We start from the raw sequence: 19,114 nt of genomic DNA on the forward strand, positions 1-19,114 counted from the left end.
CGCCAACCCACGGATAGCCGCTTTTGACGTTGACGTTGACGTTGCTGTTGCCGTTGCCGTTGCATCGAGCAGGTGCAGGGCGCAGCCCTGCCGAAAAGCCCCCAACACCTGCGACGGTTCGTCGCACGGCCAACCCTGGAGCGGGCTCTACACTAGCGCGGTGAACCGTCTGTCCCGCCCGCAGCGCCTCCTGCTGCAGCTTGCCTTCGTGGCAACGCTGCTGATGGTGCTTGCGCCGCTGGTCAGCCGCGCGCTGCAGGCGCCCGAGCATCGCCCTCCTGCGCATGCGCAGATGGATCAGATGTCGCCAGCCATGCACGCCCACATGCATCACGGCAGCATGGCTGAAGAACACGGCACGTTGCATGCGCAACGGGATTCAACCCCACCGGCCGATCCGCATGCCATGCACGGCGAAGCCTGCGAGTACTGCGTGCTGGCCATGCGCCTGCTGCCGTGGCTGGCCGTGGCGCTGCTGCTGGTGCCGCTGCTGTGGCGGCCGCGTGTGCTGTTCGCCCCGCTGCTGCCGCCGCTGCCACCGCAACACTGGCCCGCGCATGCCGCGCGAGGCCCACCGCTGCGCTCCATCGTCCGCTGAATTTCCCATTCAATCCGCCGCACGATGCCTGACCGGGCGCCGTGCGCGCGTGCGTACCCTGGAGTTGTCTGCATGAAAAGCCTGTCCCGCCCCGCGGGCGCATCCGCGCGCCTGCCAGTTGCCCTCGGCCTCGCGGTGGCCGCCTCGCTGGCCCACGCTGCGCCCGCTGATGAAGCGCGCACCCTCGATACCCTGGTGGTGACCGCCGCCGCACCCTCTTCGCCACTGCACTGGGTGACCGACCCGCGGCTGCCGCGGCAGCCGGTGCCGGCCAGCGATGGCGCCGATTACCTGAAGACCGTTCCCGGTTTTTCCGCCATCCGCAACGGCGGCACCAATGGCGACCCGGTGCTGCGCGGCATGTTCGGTTCGCGCCTGAACATCCTCAGCAACGATGGCAACCTGATCGGCGCGTGTCCTTCGCGCATGGACAATCCGCTGTCCTACATCGCGCCGGAGAGCTTCGACCGGCTGACCATCATCAAGGGCCCACAGAGCGTGCGCTGGGGTGCGGGGGCCTCGGCCGGCACCATCCGTTTCGAACGTGATACGCCGCGCTTCGAGGCGCCGGGCGTGCGCGCCGATGCAAGTACCCTGGTCGGTTCGCGCAACCGCAACGACCAGGTGCTGGACCTGACGCTGGGCAATCCCGCCGGCTACGTACGCGCCAGCGGCAACCGTTCCGAAGCGGATGACTACAAGGACGGCCACGGCGATGTCGTGCCTTCGAAGTGGCGCAAGTGGAACGGCGATGTGGCGCTGGGCTGGACGCCCGATGCCGATACGCTGCTGGAAGTGTCGGCCGGTGCCGGCGACGCGATCGCGCGCTATGCCGGCCGTGGCATGGACGGTGCGGCCTTCGAACGCACCACCTTCGGTGCGCGCTTCGAGAAGCGAAACCTGCCCGGTGCATGGGACACGCTGCAGGCCAACGTGTACTACAACGAAGCCGACCACGTGATGGACAACTACACGCTGCGCACGCCCAACCCGGACAGCAGCATGCCCATGCCGATGGCCTCCAATGTCGATCGGCGTACCCAGGGCGGGCGGATCAGTTCAGAGTGGCGCTGGCAGGACGTGCAGCTGGTGGCCGGCGTGGATGCCGAGGACAGCCGCCACCGTGGGCGCGTGGGCATGGGCCGCAACACCTACCAGAACGCGGCCTGGAGCCGTGATGCCGACTTCGAGCGGCAGGGCGTGTTCACTGAACTGACCCTGGGCGCGGACACCGCGCAGCGCTGGATCAGCGGACTGCGCATCGACCGTGCCCGGGTTCGAGATACGCGCGCGCAGATCAGCGGGATGATGATGGACATGCCCAACCCCACCGCTGGCCAGCAGCGCCGGCAGTGGTTGGGCAGCGGCTTCCTGCGCTACGAACAGGAGCTGGCCCAGGGCCTGACCGCCTACGCCGGGCTGGGCCACAGCGAGCGCATGCCGGATTACTGGGAACTGTTCTCGCCCGATGCCGGACCGGCCGGCAGCGTGAATGCTTTTGCCGGCATCCAGCCCGAACGCACCACCCAGCTCGACGTAGGCGTGCAGTACAACGGGCCGCGCGTGCAGGCCTGGGTGTCTGCCTACGCCGGGCAGATCCAGGACTACATCCTGTTCACCTATCGAAGCGGCGGCATGATCGGCAGCAGCAGCCAGGCCGACAACATCGACGCGCGCATCGCTGGCGCCGAAGCCGGAGTGAAACTGCAACTGGACCCGCAGTGGTCGCTGGGCAGTACCGTTGCATATGCCTGGGGCGAGAACGGCGATGCGCACCGCCCGTTGCCGCAGATGCCGCCGCTGGAAGCGCGCCTGAGCGCCGACTGGCAGGGCCAGCGCTGGAGTGCCGGTGCGTTGCTGCGGGCCGTGGCCGCCCAGCACCGGGTCGCCACCGGGCAGGGCAATGTGGTGGCGCAGGATCTTGGGCCCAGCGCAGGGTTTGCCACCTTCGCGCTCAATGCGGCGTTCCGCTTCAGCCCGCAACTGCAGGTCAGCGCGGGCGTGGACAACCTGTTCGACCGCGCCTACAGCGAGCACCTGAACCTGGCCGGCAGCGCCGACTTTGGTTTCCCGGCCGATCCGGTGCGCATCAACGAGCCCGGGCGCAGCCTGTGGCTGAAGGTGAACTACCGGTATTGATCCGCCGCGCATGGCCCGGCGCTACCCATGCGCCGGGTAAAAAAAAACGGGGTCGGACCCCGCCAGGGCCGACCCCTGCCTGGCGCCCTCAGCCAGGCAGGTTTGACTGTACGATGGCATCGGCGCGCGCGGGGGCGCTGGATACATCCCGACATACGCCGACACCACGGCGGCAACCCTTGCATGGAACGGGTTCCCGGCGCTATCGCAGTGGCGGTTTCACGGCGGTAAACGCTTGGCACATACCGATTTCATGGGGGGGTGCCTACACTCGGCGGCCGTGGATCAATCAGGACTGTGCATGTTGGCTCGTATCGCTTCCCCGCTGGCCCTTGGCCTCGGCCTGGCCCTCCTGGCCGGCTGTGCAGGCAAGCCGGAGGCTGCCGCACGCCGGCAGGGTGAAGCCGTACCGGTCACCGCGCAGGTGGTGCAGCCCACGCAGTGGAATGACACCCTGCAGGCGTTGGGCACGGCCAAGGCACGTGAATCGATCAGTGTGACTGCCAAGGTCAGCGAAATCGTGGACCGGGTCCATTTCGAAAGCGGCCAGCAGGTGGCCGCCGGTGCCCCCATCGTGACCCTGCGCGGCCAGGCCCAGCAGGCTGCGCTCAGCCAGGCCCAGGCCACGTTTGCCGAAGCCGACCAGCTGTACAAGCGCCAGCGCGAACTGGCCACCCAGCGCCTGGTGTCCAGCGCCACGCTGGATACGCAGAAAGCGATCCGCGATTCGGCTGAAGCGCGCGTGGCGGAAATGCAGTCGGAAATCGGCGATCGCCGCGTGCGCGCGCCGTTCGCCGGCGTGCTCGGCATCCGCCAGGTCAGCCCCGGCTCGCTGGTCACCCCCACCACGGTGATCGCCACGCTGGATGACATCGAGCGCATGCACGTCGATTTCCAGGTGCCGGAAGTGGAACTGGCTGCGTTGTCCACGGGTGACAAGGTCAGTGCCACCAGCGTGGCCTGGCCCGGCCGCACCTTCGAAGGCGAGGTGAGCACCATCGATGCCCGCATCGATCCAGCCACCCGTGCGGTGACCGTGCGCGCCGACTTCGCCAACGCCGACCACGCGTTGCGCCCCGGCATGTTGCTGGACGTGCGCTTGTTCCGTCCCGAGCGCCCAGCGCTGGTGGTGCCGGAAATCGCCGTGGTGCAGGTCGGGCGCGACTCGTATGTGTACCGGCTGAAGAACGACGACACAGTGGAACGTGCCGACGTGGTGATCGGCGCGCGGCGCTCGGGCGTGGTGGAAATCCGCCAGGGCCTGCAGGCCGGGCAGCGCATCGTGGTTGATGGTACCGGCAAGCTGCGCCCCGGCTTGAAGGTGGCGGCCACCGATGCGGCCCCCGCCAACGGAACGCCCGCGCCGGCTGAAGCCACCCCGGCCGCGGCCGAGGGCCAGGGCGGATGAAGCTTTCGGACATCTCCATCCAGCGGCCGGTGTTTGCCGTGGTGATGAGCCTGCTGCTGCTGGTGCTGGGCATCATGTCCTTCACCCGCCTGACGTTGCGCGAACTGCCGGCCATCGATCCGCCCATCGTCTCGGTGTCGGTCGATTACACCGGCGCCTCGGCGGCGGTGATTGAAAGCCGCATCACCCAGGTGCTGGAAGACGCGCTGGCCGGTATCGAAGGCATCGACACCATCAACGCGCGCAGTACCAACGGGCGTTCGCAGGTCAGCATCGAATTCACCTCCAACCGCGATATCGAAGCGGCCGCCAACGATGTGCGCGATGCCGTCAGCCGCGTGGCCGACCGCATGCCCGAAGAGGCGCGTCCGCCGGAAATCGCCAAGGTGGAAAGCGATGCCGACCCGATCATCTGGTTCAACATGTCCTCCACCACCATGGACACGCTGGAACTGAGCGACTACGCCGACCGCTACGTGGTCGATCGCTTTTCCAGCCTGGATGGCGTGGCCCAGGTGCGCATCGGCGGCCGCCAGCGCTACGCCATGCGCATCTGGCTGGACCGCGACCAGTTGGCCGCGCGCGGGCTGACCACCGGCGATGTGGAAACCGCCCTGCGCAACGAGAACGTGGAACTGCCGGCCGGCCGCATCGAATCGGCCGACCGCGATTTCACCCTGCGCGTGGAGCGCAACTACGTCAAACCCGAAGACTTCGCCACCATTCCACTGGGCAAGGGCGCCGACGGCTACGTGGTGCGCATGGGCGACGTGGCGAAGATCGAACTGGCCTCGGCTGAACGCCGTGCCTACTTCCGCAGCAACGGTGAACCGGGCGTGGGCCTGGGCATCGTCAAGACCTCCACCGCCAACTCGCTGGACGTGGCCCGCGCCGCGCGCGCGGAAGCAGAAAAGGTCGCCGCCACGCTGCCCGAAGGCACGCAGATCGTGGTCACCTTCGACAACACCACCTTCATCGAAGCGGCGGTGGACCGCGTCTACGCCACCCTGGTGGAGGCGATGCTGCTGGTGCTGGCAGTCATCTGGCTGTTCCTGGGCAGCTTCCGTGCCGCATTGATTCCGGCAGTGACGGTGCCGGTGTGCCTGGTGGCTGCGTTCATCGCGCTGTACGCGTTCGATTTCTCCATCAATCTGCTTACCTTGCTGGCGCTGGTGCTGTGTATCGGCCTGGTGGTGGACGATGCCATCGTGGTGGTGGAAAACGTGCAGCGCCGCATCGATCTGGGCGAACCGCCGCTGGTCGCGTCCAAGCGCGGCACCACCCAGGTCGCCTTCGCGGTGATCGCCACCACCGCGGTGCTGGTGGCGGTGTTCCTGCCGGTCGGTTTCCTGGAAGGCAATACCGGTCGCCTGTTCCGCGAACTGGCGGTGGCGCTGGCCGCAGCGGTGGCGCTGTCGGCGTTCGTGGCGCTCACGCTTACCCCGATGATGGCCTCCAAACTGCTGAAGCCGCATACCGGGCAGGCACCGCGCGGCCTGCATGGCTTCATCAACCGCAACCTGGATCGCCTGGCGGCTGGTTACGGCCGCGTGCTGGACCATCACGTTGATCGCACCTGGATCTACCTGGTGGTGATGGCCGCTGCGCTGCTGGCCACCTGGGGGCTGATGAAGATCCTGCCCTCCGAACTGGCCCCGGCCGAAGACCGCGGTTCGTTCCAGATCATGATCGATGGCCCCGAAGGCGCCGGCTATGACTACACCGTGCAGCAGGTGCAGCAGGTGGAAGCACTGCTGGCCCCGCACGTGGGCGCCGACAAGACCATCGCCCGTGCCAACCCGCGCGTGCCCGGCGGCTTCGGTGCCAGCGAGGAAATGCACACCGGCCGGGTGAGCGTGTTCCTGCAGCCGTGGCGCCAGCGCAGCGAAAACACCGTGGACGTGGCCAACGAACTGCAGAAGGAGCTGGACACCCTGCGTGGCGTGCGCGTGCGCACCCAGGTTGGTGGTGGCCTGGTGCGCAGTGGCGGGCAGCCGTTCCAAATCGTGCTGGGCGGGCCGGAGTACGCGGAAATCGCCCAGTGGCGCGACCGCATCCTGCTGCGCATGGCCGACAACCCGGGCCTGGTCGGCCCCGATTCGGACTACAAGGAAACGCGCCCGCAGATGCGGGTGAACATCGACCGCCAGCGTGCGGCCGACCTGGGCGTGCCGGTCACCGCGATTGGCTCTGCGCTGGAAACCATGATGGGTTCGCGCCGCGTCACCACCTTCGTCGACAACGGCGAAGAGTATGACGTGCTGGTGCAGGCCGGCCGCGATGGCCGCGCCAGCCCGGCCGACCTGGCCGCGATCCGCGTGCGCGCCAACTCCGGCGAACTGGTGCCGTTGTCCAACCTGGTCACGCTGAGCGAAGTGGCCGAGGCGGGCACGTTGAACCGCTTCAACCGCCTGCGCTCGATCACCATCAGCGCCGGCCTGGCGCCGGGCTACCCGTTGGGTGAAGCCATCGCCTGGGCGCAGCAGGTCAGCCGCGAGGAACTGCCGCAGTACGCGCAGATCAACTGGAAGGGCGAATCGCGCGAGTACCAGAGCGCCGGTGGCGCGGTGCTGCTGACCTTCGCCATGGCCCTGCTGGTGGTCTATCTGGTGTTGGCCGCGCAGTTCGAAAGCTTCATCCATCCGCTCACCATCATGCTGACCGTGCCACTGGGCGTGCTCGGCGCGCTGGTCGGCCTGTGGGTGAGTGGCGGAACGGTGAATCTGTTCAGTCAGATCGGTATCGTCATGCTGGTCGGCCTGGCCGCCAAGAACGGCATCCTGATCGTGGAATTCGCCAACCAGCTGCGCGACGACGGGCGCACCGTGCGCGAAGCCATCATCGAATCGGCGATGGTGCGCCTGCGCCCGATCCTGATGACTTCGATCGCCACGGTGGTCGGTGCCATTCCGCTGGTGGTGGCCGGTGGCCCCGGCTCGGCCAGCCGTGGCACCATCGGCATCGTCATCATCTTCGGCGTCACCCTGTCCACCTTCCTGTCGCTGTTCGTGGTGCCGGCCTTCTACGCGCGCCTGGCCCCCTACACCCGTTCGCCCGAAGCGGTGAAGCGCGAACTGGAAAAGCAGGAAGCCGAATCGCCCTCGGTCGGCGGCCATGCCTGACCGGCACACCGGCGGGGTGCCGGACGGGGTCGGATCCCTTTCCCAACGGGAAAGGGCTCTGACCCCCAGGCTGCAGGGCGAAGGCTTCATCCTTCGCCCCTGGCACCCCGAAGACCTCGAATCGCTGCTGCAGCACGCCAACGACCCCGAGGTATCGCGCGGCCTGCGCGATCGCTTCCCGTACCCGTACACCCGCGACGACGGCCTGGCCTTCCTGTCCGGCCGCGTGCTGGCGGCCAGCACGCTGAACCTGGCCATTGAAATCGACGGCCACGCCTGCGGCAGCATCGGCGCCCAGCCGGGCACCGCCGAGCGCGGGCACAGCGCCGAACTGGGTTATTGGCTGGGCCGGGCGCATTGGGGGCAGGGCGTGATGACCCGCGTTGTGGGCCTGTTCGCGCCTTGGGTGATGGATCAGCTGCGCCTGTTCAGGCTTCAGGCCGAGGTCCTGGATTTCAACCAAGGCTCGGCCCGGGTGCTGCTGGCCAACGGCTTCAGTGAAGAGGGCACGGCCCGCTGCGCGGTGTACAAGCGCGGCCAGCTGCACGACCTTCGCCGCTTCGCCCGGGTGCGCACCCAGCTGCCTTGAACAGCCAGAGTGCTGCGGCTACCGTCTGGTAGGTGCGAACCTTGGTTCGCACCGCTCGTGCCGCTGCGCTCGCCGGGCACGGCCCGGCGCTACCGATTCCGCCGCGGGTAGCGCCGGGCCATGCCCGGCGGATTGCTTCGGGCGCTATCGCACCGGTCCGCGATCAGGGAGAATCGGTGCCGTCCCTTCCAGCCGACGGGACGTCCCCCAACCCGCCGACTGGAGAGAGCGCGCGTGGAAGCAACCGTACATTTCATCAACAGCATCATCTGGAGCAAGGCACTCATCGTGGTGTGCCTGGGCGCCGGCCTGTTCTTCAGCCTGCGCACGCGCTTCATGCAGCTGCGCGGCTTCTTCGAGATGTGCCGCCTGACCGTGAAGGGCGAGAAGTCCGACGCCGGCGTGTCCTCGTTCCAGGCCCTGGCCATGTCCATGGCCGGCCGCATGGGCATCGGCAACATCGCCGGCGTGGCCACCGCCATCGCCTTCGGCGGCCCCGGCGCGATCTTCTGGATGTGGGTGATGGGCTTCCTCGGCGCGTCCACCTCGTACGTGGAATGCACCCTGGCGCAGATCTACAAGACCAAGGATGCCGAAGGCCGCTACCGCGGTGGCCCGGCCTACTACATCGAAAAGGCGATGGGCCTGAAGTGGTATGCGCTGGCCTTCGCCGTCGCCACGATCATCGCCGCCGGCTTCCTGATGCCCGGCGTGCAGGCCAATGCCATCGCTGACAGCGTCATCAACGCCTGCCGTGGCACCGCGCTGTGCGGCCCGCTGGATGGCCAGGCCTTCGGCATGGACCAGGTGCAGGCGCTGAAGCTGGGCATCGGCATCGTGGTGGCCCTGCTGCTGGGCGTGGTCATCTTCGGTGGCGTCAAGCGCATCGCCAACTTCGCCGAAGTGGTGGTGCCGTTCATGGCCGCTGGCTTCATCCTGATGGCCATCGTCATCATGATCATCAACGCCGACCGCGTACCGGAAATGTTCGGCATCATCTTCGACAGCGCTTTCGGGACCCACGCGGCGTTCGGCGCCATGATGGGCCTGGCCATCGAATGGGGCATCAAGCGCGGCATCTATGCCAACGAAGCCGGCCAGGGTTCGGGCCCGCACGCGGCGGCGGCCTCGGAAGTCTCGCACCCGGCCAAGCAGGGTTACGTGCAGGCCTTCGCCATCTACTTCGACACCATGATGGTGTGTACCGCCACGGCGTTCCTGATCCTGGCCAGCGGCACCTACAACGTGTATTCGCCGGTGGAAGGCGCCGCCCCGATCTTCCAGGGCCTGGCCGGTATTCCCGAAGGCGCAGGCTATGCGCAGGCGGGCGTGGAAGCGGTGCTGCCGGGCTGGGGGTCGGCGTTCGTATCCATCGCCATCTTCTTCTTCGCCTTCACCACCATCATGGCCTATTACTACATGGCCGAGACCAACCTCAGCTATGTGAACCACAACAAGAAGCGCCCGCTCACCGTGCAGGTGCTGCGCCTGGGCATCCTGGCCATGGTCGTGTTCGGTGCCTTCCACAACGCCACCCTGGCCTGGGCGCTGGGTGACATCGGCGTGGGCCTGATGGCCTGGCTGAACATCATCGCCATCCTCATCATCCAGAAGCCGGCGATGCTGGCCCTGCGTGACTACGAACGACAGAAGAAGCTGGGCCTGGACCCGGTGTTCGACCCTGATGCCCTGGGCATCAAGAACGCCGATTTCTGGCGCCAGCGCAAGCAGGAGACCGTGTAAGTGAACAACCCCTGGAACAACCGCCGCCCGTCCGCCCGTCCGCCGCGCGCCACACCGTTGCCGCGCCCGGAAGGGCAGGGCAGTGGCGGTGGTGCAGGCGCCGGTGGGCGTGGCAATGACGAACTGCGCCTGTATGGCCTGAACGCCGTGCTGGCCGCGTTCGAAGCCCGCCCGCAGGCATTGCGCAAGCTGTACCTGCTGGAGGCGCGCATTCCGCGCCTGCAGCCGCTGCTGAAGTGGTGCGTGGCCAACCGCGTGGGCTACCGCGTGGTGGAAGACGGCGATCTGAACAAGCTGGCCGGCACCACCCACCACGAAGGCGTGGTGGCCGACGTGCTGCGCGCGCCTGCGCTGGAACTGGTGCAGTGGCTGCAGCAGGTGGGCGATGGGCCCGCACTGGCGTTGTGGCTGGATGGCGTGGGCAACCCACACAACCTGGGCGCGATCCTGCGTTCGGCCGCACACTTTGGCGCGAAGGCCCTGCTGCTGCCGGCCGGCAGCACGCTGGCCCTGTCCGGTGCCGCCGCGCGCGTGGCCGAAGGCGGTGCCGAAGCGGTGCCGCTGGTGCAGCTGCCTGACGATGCGCAGGCCATGGCGCAGCTGCGTGCGGCCGGTTTCGGCCTGGCCGCCACCCTGGTGGACGGCGGCGAAGACGTGTTCCGCGCGACGTTGCCGGCACGCCTGGTGTACGTGATGGGCGCCGAGAGCGAAGGCATGGACCGCGAACTGGCCAGCCAGTGCGATCAGCAGGTCTCGATTCCCGGCAGCGGTGCGGTGGAAAGCCTCAACGTCGCATCCGCCACGGCGGTACTGCTGGCGCAGTGGGCCAGCCGCCGCGGCTGAGTTGCCGGGTCGGGGTCAGAGCCCTCGCCGTAGGCGAGGGATCCGACCCCAGGCAGTTGCCAAGCACGCTTTGCAATTCGCAATGCCTGCTGGTCATTTGAAACTTTCCTTATTGGTCTGCCATTTCTGGCGACGCAGGGTGGAACTCCATCCCACGTTGTTCCCGGAGTGGCTGTCATGTCCTACCTGCAACGCACCCTGTCCGTGTCCGTGATGCTGGTCTGTGCGCTGGCCTGCGCCCCTGCTGGGGCCAGCGAGCACAGCCTGGAGAACGTCAACTTCATGGGCCCGCTCATCACCCCCAATCCCGCCGGCCTGCCACAGGGCCGCTGGTTCCTCGAACCCTACCTGGTGCGTGTCGACAGCAACGCGCACTACGATGCGGACGGCAAGCGCCAGCGCAGCGCGCAGGACAGTGGCGCGTGGGCAGTGGTCCTGCCGGTCATGTACGGCTTCAGCGACCGCCTGATGGGCCAGGTCAACCTCAGCGCCTCACGCGCCGAATCCGGCAACGGGCACAGCAGCGGCTTCCGGGCTGGCGATACGACTGCCCGGCTGCAGTACCTGCTGCAGGCGCCGAACGCCGATGGCACCCGGCCCGCGGTATCGCTGGCGCTGACGCAGCGCTTCAGCACCGGCAGCCACGACCGCATCAGCGGCAATCCACTCGATGCGCAGGGAGATGGCGTGCAGCGCACCACCCTGGCGCTGGGCGTGCAGCAGGTGGTGTGGATGCCGAACGGGCGGCCGCTGCGCTGGCGTGGTCAGTTGATGGCCGGGCCTGCGCCCGCGCGCACGGCGCTGTCCGGCGCCAGCATCTACGGCACCGAAGCGGGCTTCCAGGGCCACATCGCACGTGGCTCGGTACTGGGGCTCTCGGTGGCCGGCGAATACAGCTTCAACGACCGCTGGGTCGGCGTGATGGAAGTCGCCGCCAGCCGCGAAACCGGCCAGCGCCTGATCGGCTTCACTCCCACTGCCGACGGCAGCGGGCGTCATATCAATGAACTTCGCCCGGCCAGTCGCTCGCTGTCCCTGGCGCCGGCGGTCGAGTACCACTTCAGCCCGTCGCTGGGCCTGATCGCCGGGGTGGAGTTCACCGTCGCTGGGCGCAACACCGGTCGCGTCATCAGCCCCCAGGTCGCCCTGGGCGTGTTCTTCTGAGGGGCGTGTCATGACTGTCGAATCCGTTGTGAACAGCGTGCTGGGCGTGGTCTGGAGCCCACTGCTCGTGGTGCTGTGCCTGCTGGCCGGCCTGTACTTCAGCATCCGTACCCGTTTCATCCAGCTGCGCGCACTGCCGGACATGCTGCGGCTGATGTTCCGCCACGAGCGCTCCTCCGCGGGCGTCTCACCGTTCCAGGCGTTGTCGTTGTCCCTGTCCAGCCGGGTCGGTGTCGGCAACATCGCCGGTGTCGCCATGGCCATCGCCTTCGGTGGACCCGGCGCCATCTTCTGGATGTGGATCGTTGCCTTCCTCGGCGCCTCCAGCGCCTTCATCGAATCGACGCTGGCACAGATCTACAAGGAGCGCGATGCCAGCGGCCAGTATCGCGGCGGTCCGGCGTACTACATCGAAAAAGGCTTGGGCCAGCGCTGGTATGCGGTGCTGTTCGCGCTGGTCACGGTGATGGCCGGGGCGATGCTGGCGGGCACGCAGTCCAACGCCATCACCAGCGCGGTGAACGAGGCCTGGGGCATTCCGGTGGCGGGTACCACGGCGGTGCTGCTGCTCATCCTGGCGGTCGTGCTGTACGGCGGCGTGCGCCGTATCGCGCGGGTAGCCGAGTGGGTGGTGCCGATCATGGCCGTGGCCTACCTGCTGGTTGCAGGCGTGGTGATGGTCATCAACGTGGACAAGGTCCCGGAGGTCTTCGCCCTGGTGCTGCGCAGCGCGTTCGGCGTGGATGCGGCGTTCGGCGCGATGATCGGTACCGCCATCCAGTGGGGCGTGCGTCGTGGCGTGCTGTCCAACGAGGCCGGCATGGGCAGTGGCGCGCATCCGGCCGCGGCGGCGGAAGTCTCGCACCCGGTCAAGCAGGGGCTTGTGCAGTCGTTCTCGGTCTACATCGACACCATGGTGGTGTGCAGCGCGACCGCTTTCCTGATCCTGTCGACGGGGCTGTACAACGTCTACGACCCGGCCGTGAATGGTGTGCCCGACGAGGCACGCCTGCTGTTCGCCAATCTGCCCGGTGTCGAGGCCGGGCCGCGCTTCGTGCAGCACGCGGTGGAATCGGCGTTGCCGGGCTTCGGTCGCTCGTTCGTAGCATTGGCGATCCTGCCGTTCGCCTTCACCACCATCCTGGCGCTGTACTACATGGCCGAAACCAACGTCAGCTACCTGTTCCGCGACCGTCCCAGTGCAGGGGTGGTGGTGGTGTTCCAGTTCCTGTTCCTGGCTGCCACCGGGTATTCGGCCATGAACAGCGCCACCGTGGCCTGGTCGCTGGGCGATATCGGCGTGGGCATGATGAGCTGGTTGAACATCATCGCCATCGTGCTGCTGCAGAAGCCTGCGCTGGCTGCACTGCGGGATTACGAGCAGCAGAAGCGCAGGCAGCGTGATCCGTTGTTCAATCCGCAGGCAATCGGCGTGCGCAACACTCGGGTCTGGGAGACCTGAACGAAAGCGGGGTCAGAGCCCTCGCCAAGGCGAGGGGTCTGACCCCGTGACTTCACTGCGACCGGGGTCGGATCCCTCGCGCATGCGAGGGCTCTGACCCCATCACATCACCGCATCACTCGCTCGGCGGCGTGGTTGCCTTGGCTTCACTGCCGAAGCTGCCATCGGCCTCGGCGGCCAGATAGGCGAACACCGTGTACGCGGCCACGTTCTGCGCCAGCGCCTTCGGGTCGATCTTGTCCAGCGTATCGTCGGCGGTGTGGTGCAGGTGGAAGTAGTCCGACCCATCCTGTGCCAGCCACGCCCACGCACCGCCCTTGGCCGCCAGCGGACCCACGTCCGGGCCCGGGCCGCCCTTGTCGGCCTGGTACTCGATGCCCAGCGGCTTCATTACCTCGGCAATCTGCCTGGTTGCTTCGCGCGAACCTTCCGGGTTCGGCGAGCCGGTGTTGAACGCATAGATGCGCCCAGCGCCGAAGTCGCTCTCCGCGGCCAGCTGGTGCAGGGCCACGTCCTTGGCATGCGCTTCTGCGTACGCCTTGCCACCGTACAGGCCTTGCTCCTCGTTGGCGAAGGCGATGACCCGGATCGTGCGCTTCGGCGCCTGCTTCAGCTGGCCGATCAGATGGCCGGCGGCCATGGTGATGCCCACGCCGGCGCCATCATCCACCGCGCCGGTTCCCAGGTCCCACGAATCCAGATGGCCGCCGATCACCACCACTTCCTTGGGCAGGCTGCGCCCGGTGATCTCACCGATCACGTTGTACGAGGTGGCCGTGCCATCCCAGCCGCAGTCCAGCGCTACCTTCACCGTGGTGCTGCCACGGGCCAGCAGGCGTGCCAGCTGGTCGGCGTCGGGCACCGACAGGGCGGCCGACGGCACCGGGGTCAGACCCTCGTCGAAGCGGGTGATGCCGGTGTGCGGCACGCGGTGCGAATCGGTACCGGCCGAGCGCATCAGGAAGCCAACCGCGCCCTTGCGGATGGCCTCGGACGGGCCCTTGCTGCGGATCGCACCGCCACGGCCATAATCGCGGCCATCGCGGAACGGCAGCATCTGGTAGTCAACGAAGGCGATCTTGCCCTTCAGCGAACCGGCCGGCGCAGCCTGCAGGGCGGCGAGGTCTGCAAAGCGCACCACCTCGGCTTCCACGGTGCCGCCGGGGCTGCCGCCCAGCGCGGTGATCTGCAGCGGCTGCGGATTCTTGCCGGTTACGGCAGCGTGTTCACTGCGGCGCTCCCACTTTGGGAAGGTCACCGGTTCCTTCCAGACCTTGTCAAAGCCCAGGGCCTTGAACTTGGCTTCGGCCCAGGCCACGGCGCGGGCATCGGCCTCGCTGCCGGCAATACGCGGGCCGATTTCGGTGGTCAGCGATTCGACCACCTTCCAGCCGGTGTCATCGGCCAGCGCCTGGTCGCGCAGCTGCGCGGCCGTGGCCAGCGAGGTGGGGGGGAGCGTGGTGGTGCGGGGCGCCGCGAAGGCCGGCGCGGCCAACAGGGCGAGGGACGATGCGATGGCAAGGACGCGGCGACGCATGGACAGCTCCGGGAAGGGAATCAGCCTTGGAGCTTAACAGTCGTTCAGTGCGGCGCATGGGTGGGAGGTCATGCCGGGGCTGAATGCTGTTTTCCGGCCATGTGCGGCAAAGCGGTAGCGCCGGGCCATGCCCGGCGGAGGTCCACGATCCGCTTCGCTCGCCGGGCATGGCCCGGCGCTACCTTGATTATCGTCCCGCCCAGTCGAGCATGGCTCGACTCTACAGACGGGCGAAGTCGAGCAAGGTCGACCTTACCGCTTCAGGCTGTCGCGGATCTCGCGCAGCAGCACCACTTCTTCCTTCGGTGCGGCCGGGGCGGCTTCCTTCTTGCGCGACAGGCGGTTGATCACCTTGATCACCAGGAAAATGGCGAATGCCACGATGATGAACTGCACCAGCGTGTTGAGGAAATCGCCGTAGCCGATCACCACGGCCGGAATCTCCTTGCCATCCGGGCCGATGCTGGCCGGTGACAGCACCCAGGCCAGGTCAGAGAAATCCACCTTGCCGATCAGCATGCCCAGCGGCGGCATGATGATCTTTTCGACCAGCGCGGTGACGATCTTGCCGAAGGCTGCGCCGATCACCACGCCTACGGCGAGGTCGATGACGTTGCCGCGCATCGCAAATTCCTTGAACTCGGTAAGCATTCCCATTGTTGTTCTTCTCCACAGGGCGAGGGGACAGGGCGCAGGGTAACGCAGCAGATGTCAGCCAGCGATGACGCCGTGGCGCTCGGCCACGTTTTCCAGGCGTGCGCTGAAACGGTCGCCCGGCTTCAACGCGGCCACGCCCGACGGCGTGCCCATGAACACCAGGTCGCCAGCACGCAGCTGCCACAGCTTGGACAGCTCGTGCAGGATTTCCGGTACGTTCCAGATCATCTGGTCCAGCAGCGATTGCTGGCGCACTTCACCATTCACTTCCAGCGACAGATTCAGTGCCGCCAGATCACCCACCTCGCCGGCATGCACGATTTCGCTGATCGGCGCAGAAGCATCAAAGCCCTTGGCCGAATCCCACGGGTGGCCCTTCTCCTTGGCGGCGGCCTGCAGGTCGCGGCGGGTCAGGTCCAGGCCCACGGCATAGCCGTACACCAGTGCTTCGGCATCGGCCACGGCCAGTTCACCGGCCGGTGCATCGCGGCCGATGGCCACCACCAGCTCCACCTCGTGGTGCAGGTTGGCAGTGGCGGGCGGGTAGGGAATCACATCGTCGTGGCCGACAACGATGGCGTCGGCTGGCTTGGTGAAGAACATCGGTCGGCCGCGATCGTCGGTGGCCGGAACGGCTGCGCCCATCTCACGCGCGTGGTCTGCGAAGTTGCGGCCCACGCAGTACACGCGGTGCACGGGGAAGCTGCCTCCGCCCACCACGGGAACCCGGGGCACGGCGGGGGCGGCAATCACATCGGAAACATCGGACATGCGGACATCCAGAAAGGGCGTGCCCGCAGTCTAGAACCTAACGCGGCCCGCCGTCAGCGGGTGCGTGTCTTCAGTGCTTCAGCGCGGCGACGACAGCGCCGACTTGCGCACCACGCGGTACTCGCCTTCCACCACATTGGGGTCGGCGGCACGGCCGACACTGGCCGGCTTGCGCGAGGCCAGCAGCTTCCACGCCAGGCCGATCAGGATCATCGCTGCGCCCACGAACACGCCCACGAACACCATGGCGGCCAGGATGGCCAGGCCCAGCAGGCCCACGGCGATGCGTACCAGCGGGTTGCGCGGTTTGCGCGGCGCGAACAGGGTACGGAACTGGTGGATGGCGGATGCGCGAGTAAACATGGCGGCTCGATAGGCTGAAATCAGCGAGCTGCCAGTATCCGGAGGCGCCACTGTCATTGAGTGAAAAAGTCGTTAAATATAGCCTCGGCTTATTACCAATCAATGACTTGTGTTCATGTGAGAGCCAGCGACCTGTGCGGGCGTGCGAGAATGGCGCTTTACGTTGGAGCTTTCGCTATGACCGCCACCGCCGCCGCCCTCATTGCACTGGATGCCTTGGCAGACGGGGCATTTGCCGAGGTCGAAGCGCTGCTGGAGGGGGATGCCGAATCGGTGGTGCTGTATCGCCACGGCAATGACGTGCGCGCCTTCCTGAACATCTGCCCGCATGCCGGCCGCCGCCTAGACTGGGCGCCGGGGCAGTTCCTGAAAAGCCGCGAAGGCCACCTGGTGTGTGCCGCGCACGGCGCTTCGTTCGCGCTGGACAGCGGCGACTGCGTGGCAGGCCCTTGCAAGGGCGATCGCCTGCGTGCGGTGCCGGTGGATGTGCGCGACGGGCAGGTCTACCTGGCCTGACCCCATCGGGCCGGAAGCAGTCGAGCATGGCTCGACTCTACAGAAGCATCCACGCACGGCGTGGATCTACCGTGTCGACCAAGGTCGACACCTACCGAAGCGGTGCACGATGCCGTTCTGGCAGATCGCAGAAATCTGTCGAAGGTGGGGTGGGTCCGGTTGCGGGGGCGTGAGCCGCATGGATGCGGCGACCGAGCTTACATGGACGTACTTGCAGCGGCCCCCGCAACCGGACCCACCCCGCCATCACCCAGTAAACCCGCTGTTGCTGTTGCTGTTGCTTCGGCTTCTGCGGGTGCAGGGCGCAGCCCTGCCCACAAACCCAACCATCAGAACATCAGGTTGATCATCAGCACCACCACGCAGGTGTAGATCAGCGACAGCGGCCCACCCACGCGCCACATCTCGCGCGGGGTGTAGTTGGCCGGGCCGGTGATCATCGAAATGACCGGGTTGGACGCGGTCATCAGGTTGTTGGACGCCGACAACGCCACGATCAGCGCGAACGCGGTCGGGTTACCGCCCGCCGCCAGCGCCAGGTTCACCGCAATGGGCACCATCACGATGGTCGCGCCCACATGGCTGATCACCAGCGAGAACGCGGTGGTCAGCAGTGCCAGGGCTACTTCCAGCACCCACAGCGGAATGCCGGTGGGCAGCTTGTCGATGGTATGCCCAGCCACCCAGGCCGCCGCACCACTGGAATCCATCGCCCAGCCGAGCGGGATCAGCCCGGCCATCATGAACACCGTCTTCCAGTTGATCGAGGCATAGGCCTCGTCCATGCGCAGCACGCCGGTCAGCAGCATGCCGGCCACGCCGGTCATCAGGGTCAGCGCCACCGGCAGCTTGCTGGTCAGCGCAATCAGGATGGTCAGGGCAAAGATCGCCATGGCGATCTTGAACTTGTGCGGGCGCTGCTCGCCGGTCGGGTAGTCGGTCACCACCACGAAGTCGCGGCTGCGTGCGGCCTGCGCAAGATCGGTCCAGATGCTGTGGAAGACCAGCATGTCGCCGGCGCGCAGCTGCACGTCACGCACGTCCTCGCGGATCACCTGCTTGTCGCGGTTGATCGCCAGCAGGCTGATGCCACGTTCCTTGCGCAGGCGCAGATCGGCCGCGCTCTTGCCGATCACGTTCGAGGTGGGCGGCACCACGGCCTCGGAAATGCCGGCGCGGCTGGGGTTGAACAGATCGCCCAGGTGCTTCAGGCGCGAGGACATGCGCAGGAACTGGTTCTGCGCGAAATCGCTGATCTGCTCGCGCGGGCCCATCGCCCCCAGCACGCTGCCCACCCAGATGCGCATTTCCGCCGGCGGCGCCAGCCGGGTGTCGTTGCCGGTTTTCAGCGCCAGCAGCAGCGGCGCATCGTGCAGGTTCTCGGCCTCGCCCAGGGTCATGCCCACCAGCGGGCTCTCGGCGGTCACCACCAGCTCGAAGACATCGCCTTCAATACCGTAGGTCTTGGCGAAGTAGCTTTCGGTGCGCGCCGGGGTCACCCCGTCGTTCGCCAGGTTCTCTTCCTCGATCAGCTTGCGGTCGCCGTAGTAGCGGAAGTACAGCAGCGAAGCGACCAGCAGTGCCAGGCCGATCGGCAGCGGCGCGAACATGCGCAGCGGCTCGATGGTGGCCAGGCCGGAGGGCAGGTTGTTGTTGGCCGAGGCCAGCAGATCGTTCAGCAGGATCAGCGGTGAATTGCCGACCATGGTCAACGCGCCGCCCATCACGATCGCCGCGGAAATGGGCAGCAGCAGGCGCTGCAGGGTCAGCCCGGTGCGCGCGGCCAGGCGCGACGCCACCGGCAGGTACAACGCCATCACCGAAGGGTTCTGCATGAACGAGGAGTTCAAGCCGGCAATGGCGGTGGTCATCATCAGCAGCCGCTGCTCGACGCCGTGGCCGCGCCGCAGCAACCACGCCGCCAATCGGTTCAGTGCGCCGGTGCGGTCCAGGCCCGCGCCCAGGATGGTGGTGGCGATGATGCTCATCACCGCGTTACCGGAAAAACCCCCGAAGATTTCCTCAGGGGCGATCAGGCCGGTCACGCCCAGCACCACCAGCACCACCAGCGCCACCACGTCGGCGCGGATGCGCTCGAACAGGAACATCGCCATCGTGAAGCCAACCAGCCCGAGCACGAGCTTCATGTCGTTGGTCAGCGTCAGCGCGGTATCCATGTGGGGCGCAGTGTCCTCGGTGGTG

The 19,114-nt window shown here is 67.1% G+C and carries 15 protein-coding genes; 10 read left to right on the forward strand and 5 right to left on the reverse strand.

Going from position 1 to position 19,114, the window contains the following annotated elements; translation table 11 throughout:
• The first annotated feature begins 160 nt into the window (after positions 1 to 160).
• From RTY46_RS02300 to RTY46_RS02340, 9 genes are all read left to right on the forward strand, one after another.
• The gene (locus RTY46_RS02300; RefSeq protein ID WP_312706482.1) at positions 161 to 598 is read left to right on the forward strand and encodes a DUF2946 family protein; all 438 of its coding nucleotides are present in this window, start codon (positions 161 to 163) and stop codon (positions 596 to 598) included.
• A 72-nt stretch (positions 599 to 670) separates the two neighbouring features.
• Positions 671 to 2,737, forward strand: coding sequence for a TonB-dependent copper receptor (locus tag RTY46_RS02305; protein WP_312706483.1), 2,067 nt, complete (start codon positions 671 to 673; stop codon positions 2,735 to 2,737).
• Positions 2,738 to 3,038: 301 nt separating this feature from the next.
• Positions 3,039 to 4,145 carry an efflux RND transporter periplasmic adaptor subunit gene (locus RTY46_RS02310; protein WP_312706484.1) on the forward strand — a complete coding sequence of 369 codons (1,107 nt, stop codon included), beginning with the start codon at positions 3,039 to 3,041 and terminating at the stop codon, positions 4,143 to 4,145.
• Positions 4,142 to 7,267 (forward strand): efflux RND transporter permease subunit, encoded by a 3,126-nt coding sequence (locus RTY46_RS02315; protein WP_312706485.1) that lies wholly within the window; start codon positions 4,142 to 4,144, stop codon positions 7,265 to 7,267. The genes RTY46_RS02310 and RTY46_RS02315 overlap by 4 nt, the downstream gene beginning before the upstream one ends.
• Complete coding sequence (locus RTY46_RS02320) at positions 7,260 to 7,856, forward strand: GNAT family protein (RefSeq protein ID WP_312706486.1); 597 nt, start codon at positions 7,260 to 7,262, stop codon at positions 7,854 to 7,856. Before RTY46_RS02315 ends, RTY46_RS02320 begins: the two co-directional genes overlap by 8 nt.
• A 234-nt stretch (positions 7,857 to 8,090) precedes the next feature.
• Entirely contained in the window at positions 8,091 to 9,599 is a 1,509-nt protein-coding gene (locus RTY46_RS02325) for an alanine/glycine:cation symporter family protein (protein WP_312706487.1), read from the forward strand.
• Positions 9,600 to 10,442, forward strand: coding sequence for a TrmH family RNA methyltransferase (locus tag RTY46_RS02330; protein ID WP_312706488.1), 843 nt, complete (start codon positions 9,600 to 9,602; stop codon positions 10,440 to 10,442). It abuts the gene before it with no gap.
• Between the two features lie 177 nt (positions 10,443 to 10,619).
• Complete coding sequence (locus RTY46_RS02335; RefSeq protein ID WP_312706489.1) at positions 10,620 to 11,606, forward strand: hypothetical protein; 987 nt, start codon at positions 10,620 to 10,622, stop codon at positions 11,604 to 11,606.
• Between the two features lie 10 nt (positions 11,607 to 11,616).
• On the forward strand, positions 11,617 to 13,068 hold the full coding sequence (locus tag RTY46_RS02340; RefSeq protein WP_312706490.1) for an alanine/glycine:cation symporter family protein: 1,452 nt from the start codon (positions 11,617 to 11,619) through the stop codon (positions 13,066 to 13,068).
• Between the two features lie 115 nt (positions 13,069 to 13,183).
• On the opposite strand, the gene RTY46_RS02345 is transcribed toward RTY46_RS02340, so the two are convergent.
• The 4 genes from RTY46_RS02345 to RTY46_RS02360 form a co-directional block, all read right to left on the reverse strand.
• A complete protein-coding gene (locus RTY46_RS02345) occupies positions 13,184 to 14,605 on the reverse strand; it encodes a M28 family peptidase (RefSeq protein WP_312706491.1) in 1,422 nt (473 codons plus the stop codon).
• Positions 14,606 to 14,857: 252 nt separating this feature from the next.
• Positions 14,858 to 15,262 carry a large-conductance mechanosensitive channel protein MscL gene (gene mscL / locus RTY46_RS02350; protein ID WP_312706492.1) on the reverse strand — a complete coding sequence of 135 codons (405 nt, stop codon included), beginning with the start codon at positions 15,260 to 15,262 and terminating at the stop codon, positions 14,858 to 14,860.
• 54 nt (positions 15,263 to 15,316) lie between these two features.
• Positions 15,317 to 16,033 carry a fumarylacetoacetate hydrolase family protein gene (locus tag RTY46_RS02355; RefSeq protein ID WP_312706493.1) on the reverse strand — a complete coding sequence of 239 codons (717 nt, stop codon included), beginning with the start codon at positions 16,031 to 16,033 and terminating at the stop codon, positions 15,317 to 15,319.
• 78 nt (positions 16,034 to 16,111) lie between these two features.
• Positions 16,112 to 16,396 (reverse strand): hypothetical protein, encoded by a 285-nt coding sequence (locus RTY46_RS02360; RefSeq protein WP_312706494.1) that lies wholly within the window; start codon positions 16,394 to 16,396, stop codon positions 16,112 to 16,114.
• 177 nt (positions 16,397 to 16,573) lie between these two features.
• Here RTY46_RS02360 and RTY46_RS02365 point away from each other — a divergent pair, with 177 nt between their 5' ends.
• Positions 16,574 to 16,912 carry a Rieske (2Fe-2S) protein gene (locus RTY46_RS02365; RefSeq protein ID WP_312706495.1) on the forward strand — a complete coding sequence of 113 codons (339 nt, stop codon included), beginning with the start codon at positions 16,574 to 16,576 and terminating at the stop codon, positions 16,910 to 16,912.
• Between the two features lie 329 nt (positions 16,913 to 17,241).
• On the opposite strand, the gene RTY46_RS02370 is transcribed toward RTY46_RS02365, so the two are convergent.
• The gene (locus RTY46_RS02370) at positions 17,242 to 19,089 is read right to left on the reverse strand and encodes an SLC13 family permease (RefSeq protein ID WP_312706496.1); all 1,848 of its coding nucleotides are present in this window, start codon (positions 19,087 to 19,089) and stop codon (positions 17,242 to 17,244) included.
• Positions 19,090 to 19,114 lie beyond the last annotated feature (25 nt).

Source organism: Stenotrophomonas sp., from assembly GCF_032056425.1.
In the GTDB taxonomy this organism is placed as follows: domain Bacteria; phylum Pseudomonadota; class Gammaproteobacteria; order Xanthomonadales; family Xanthomonadaceae; genus Stenotrophomonas.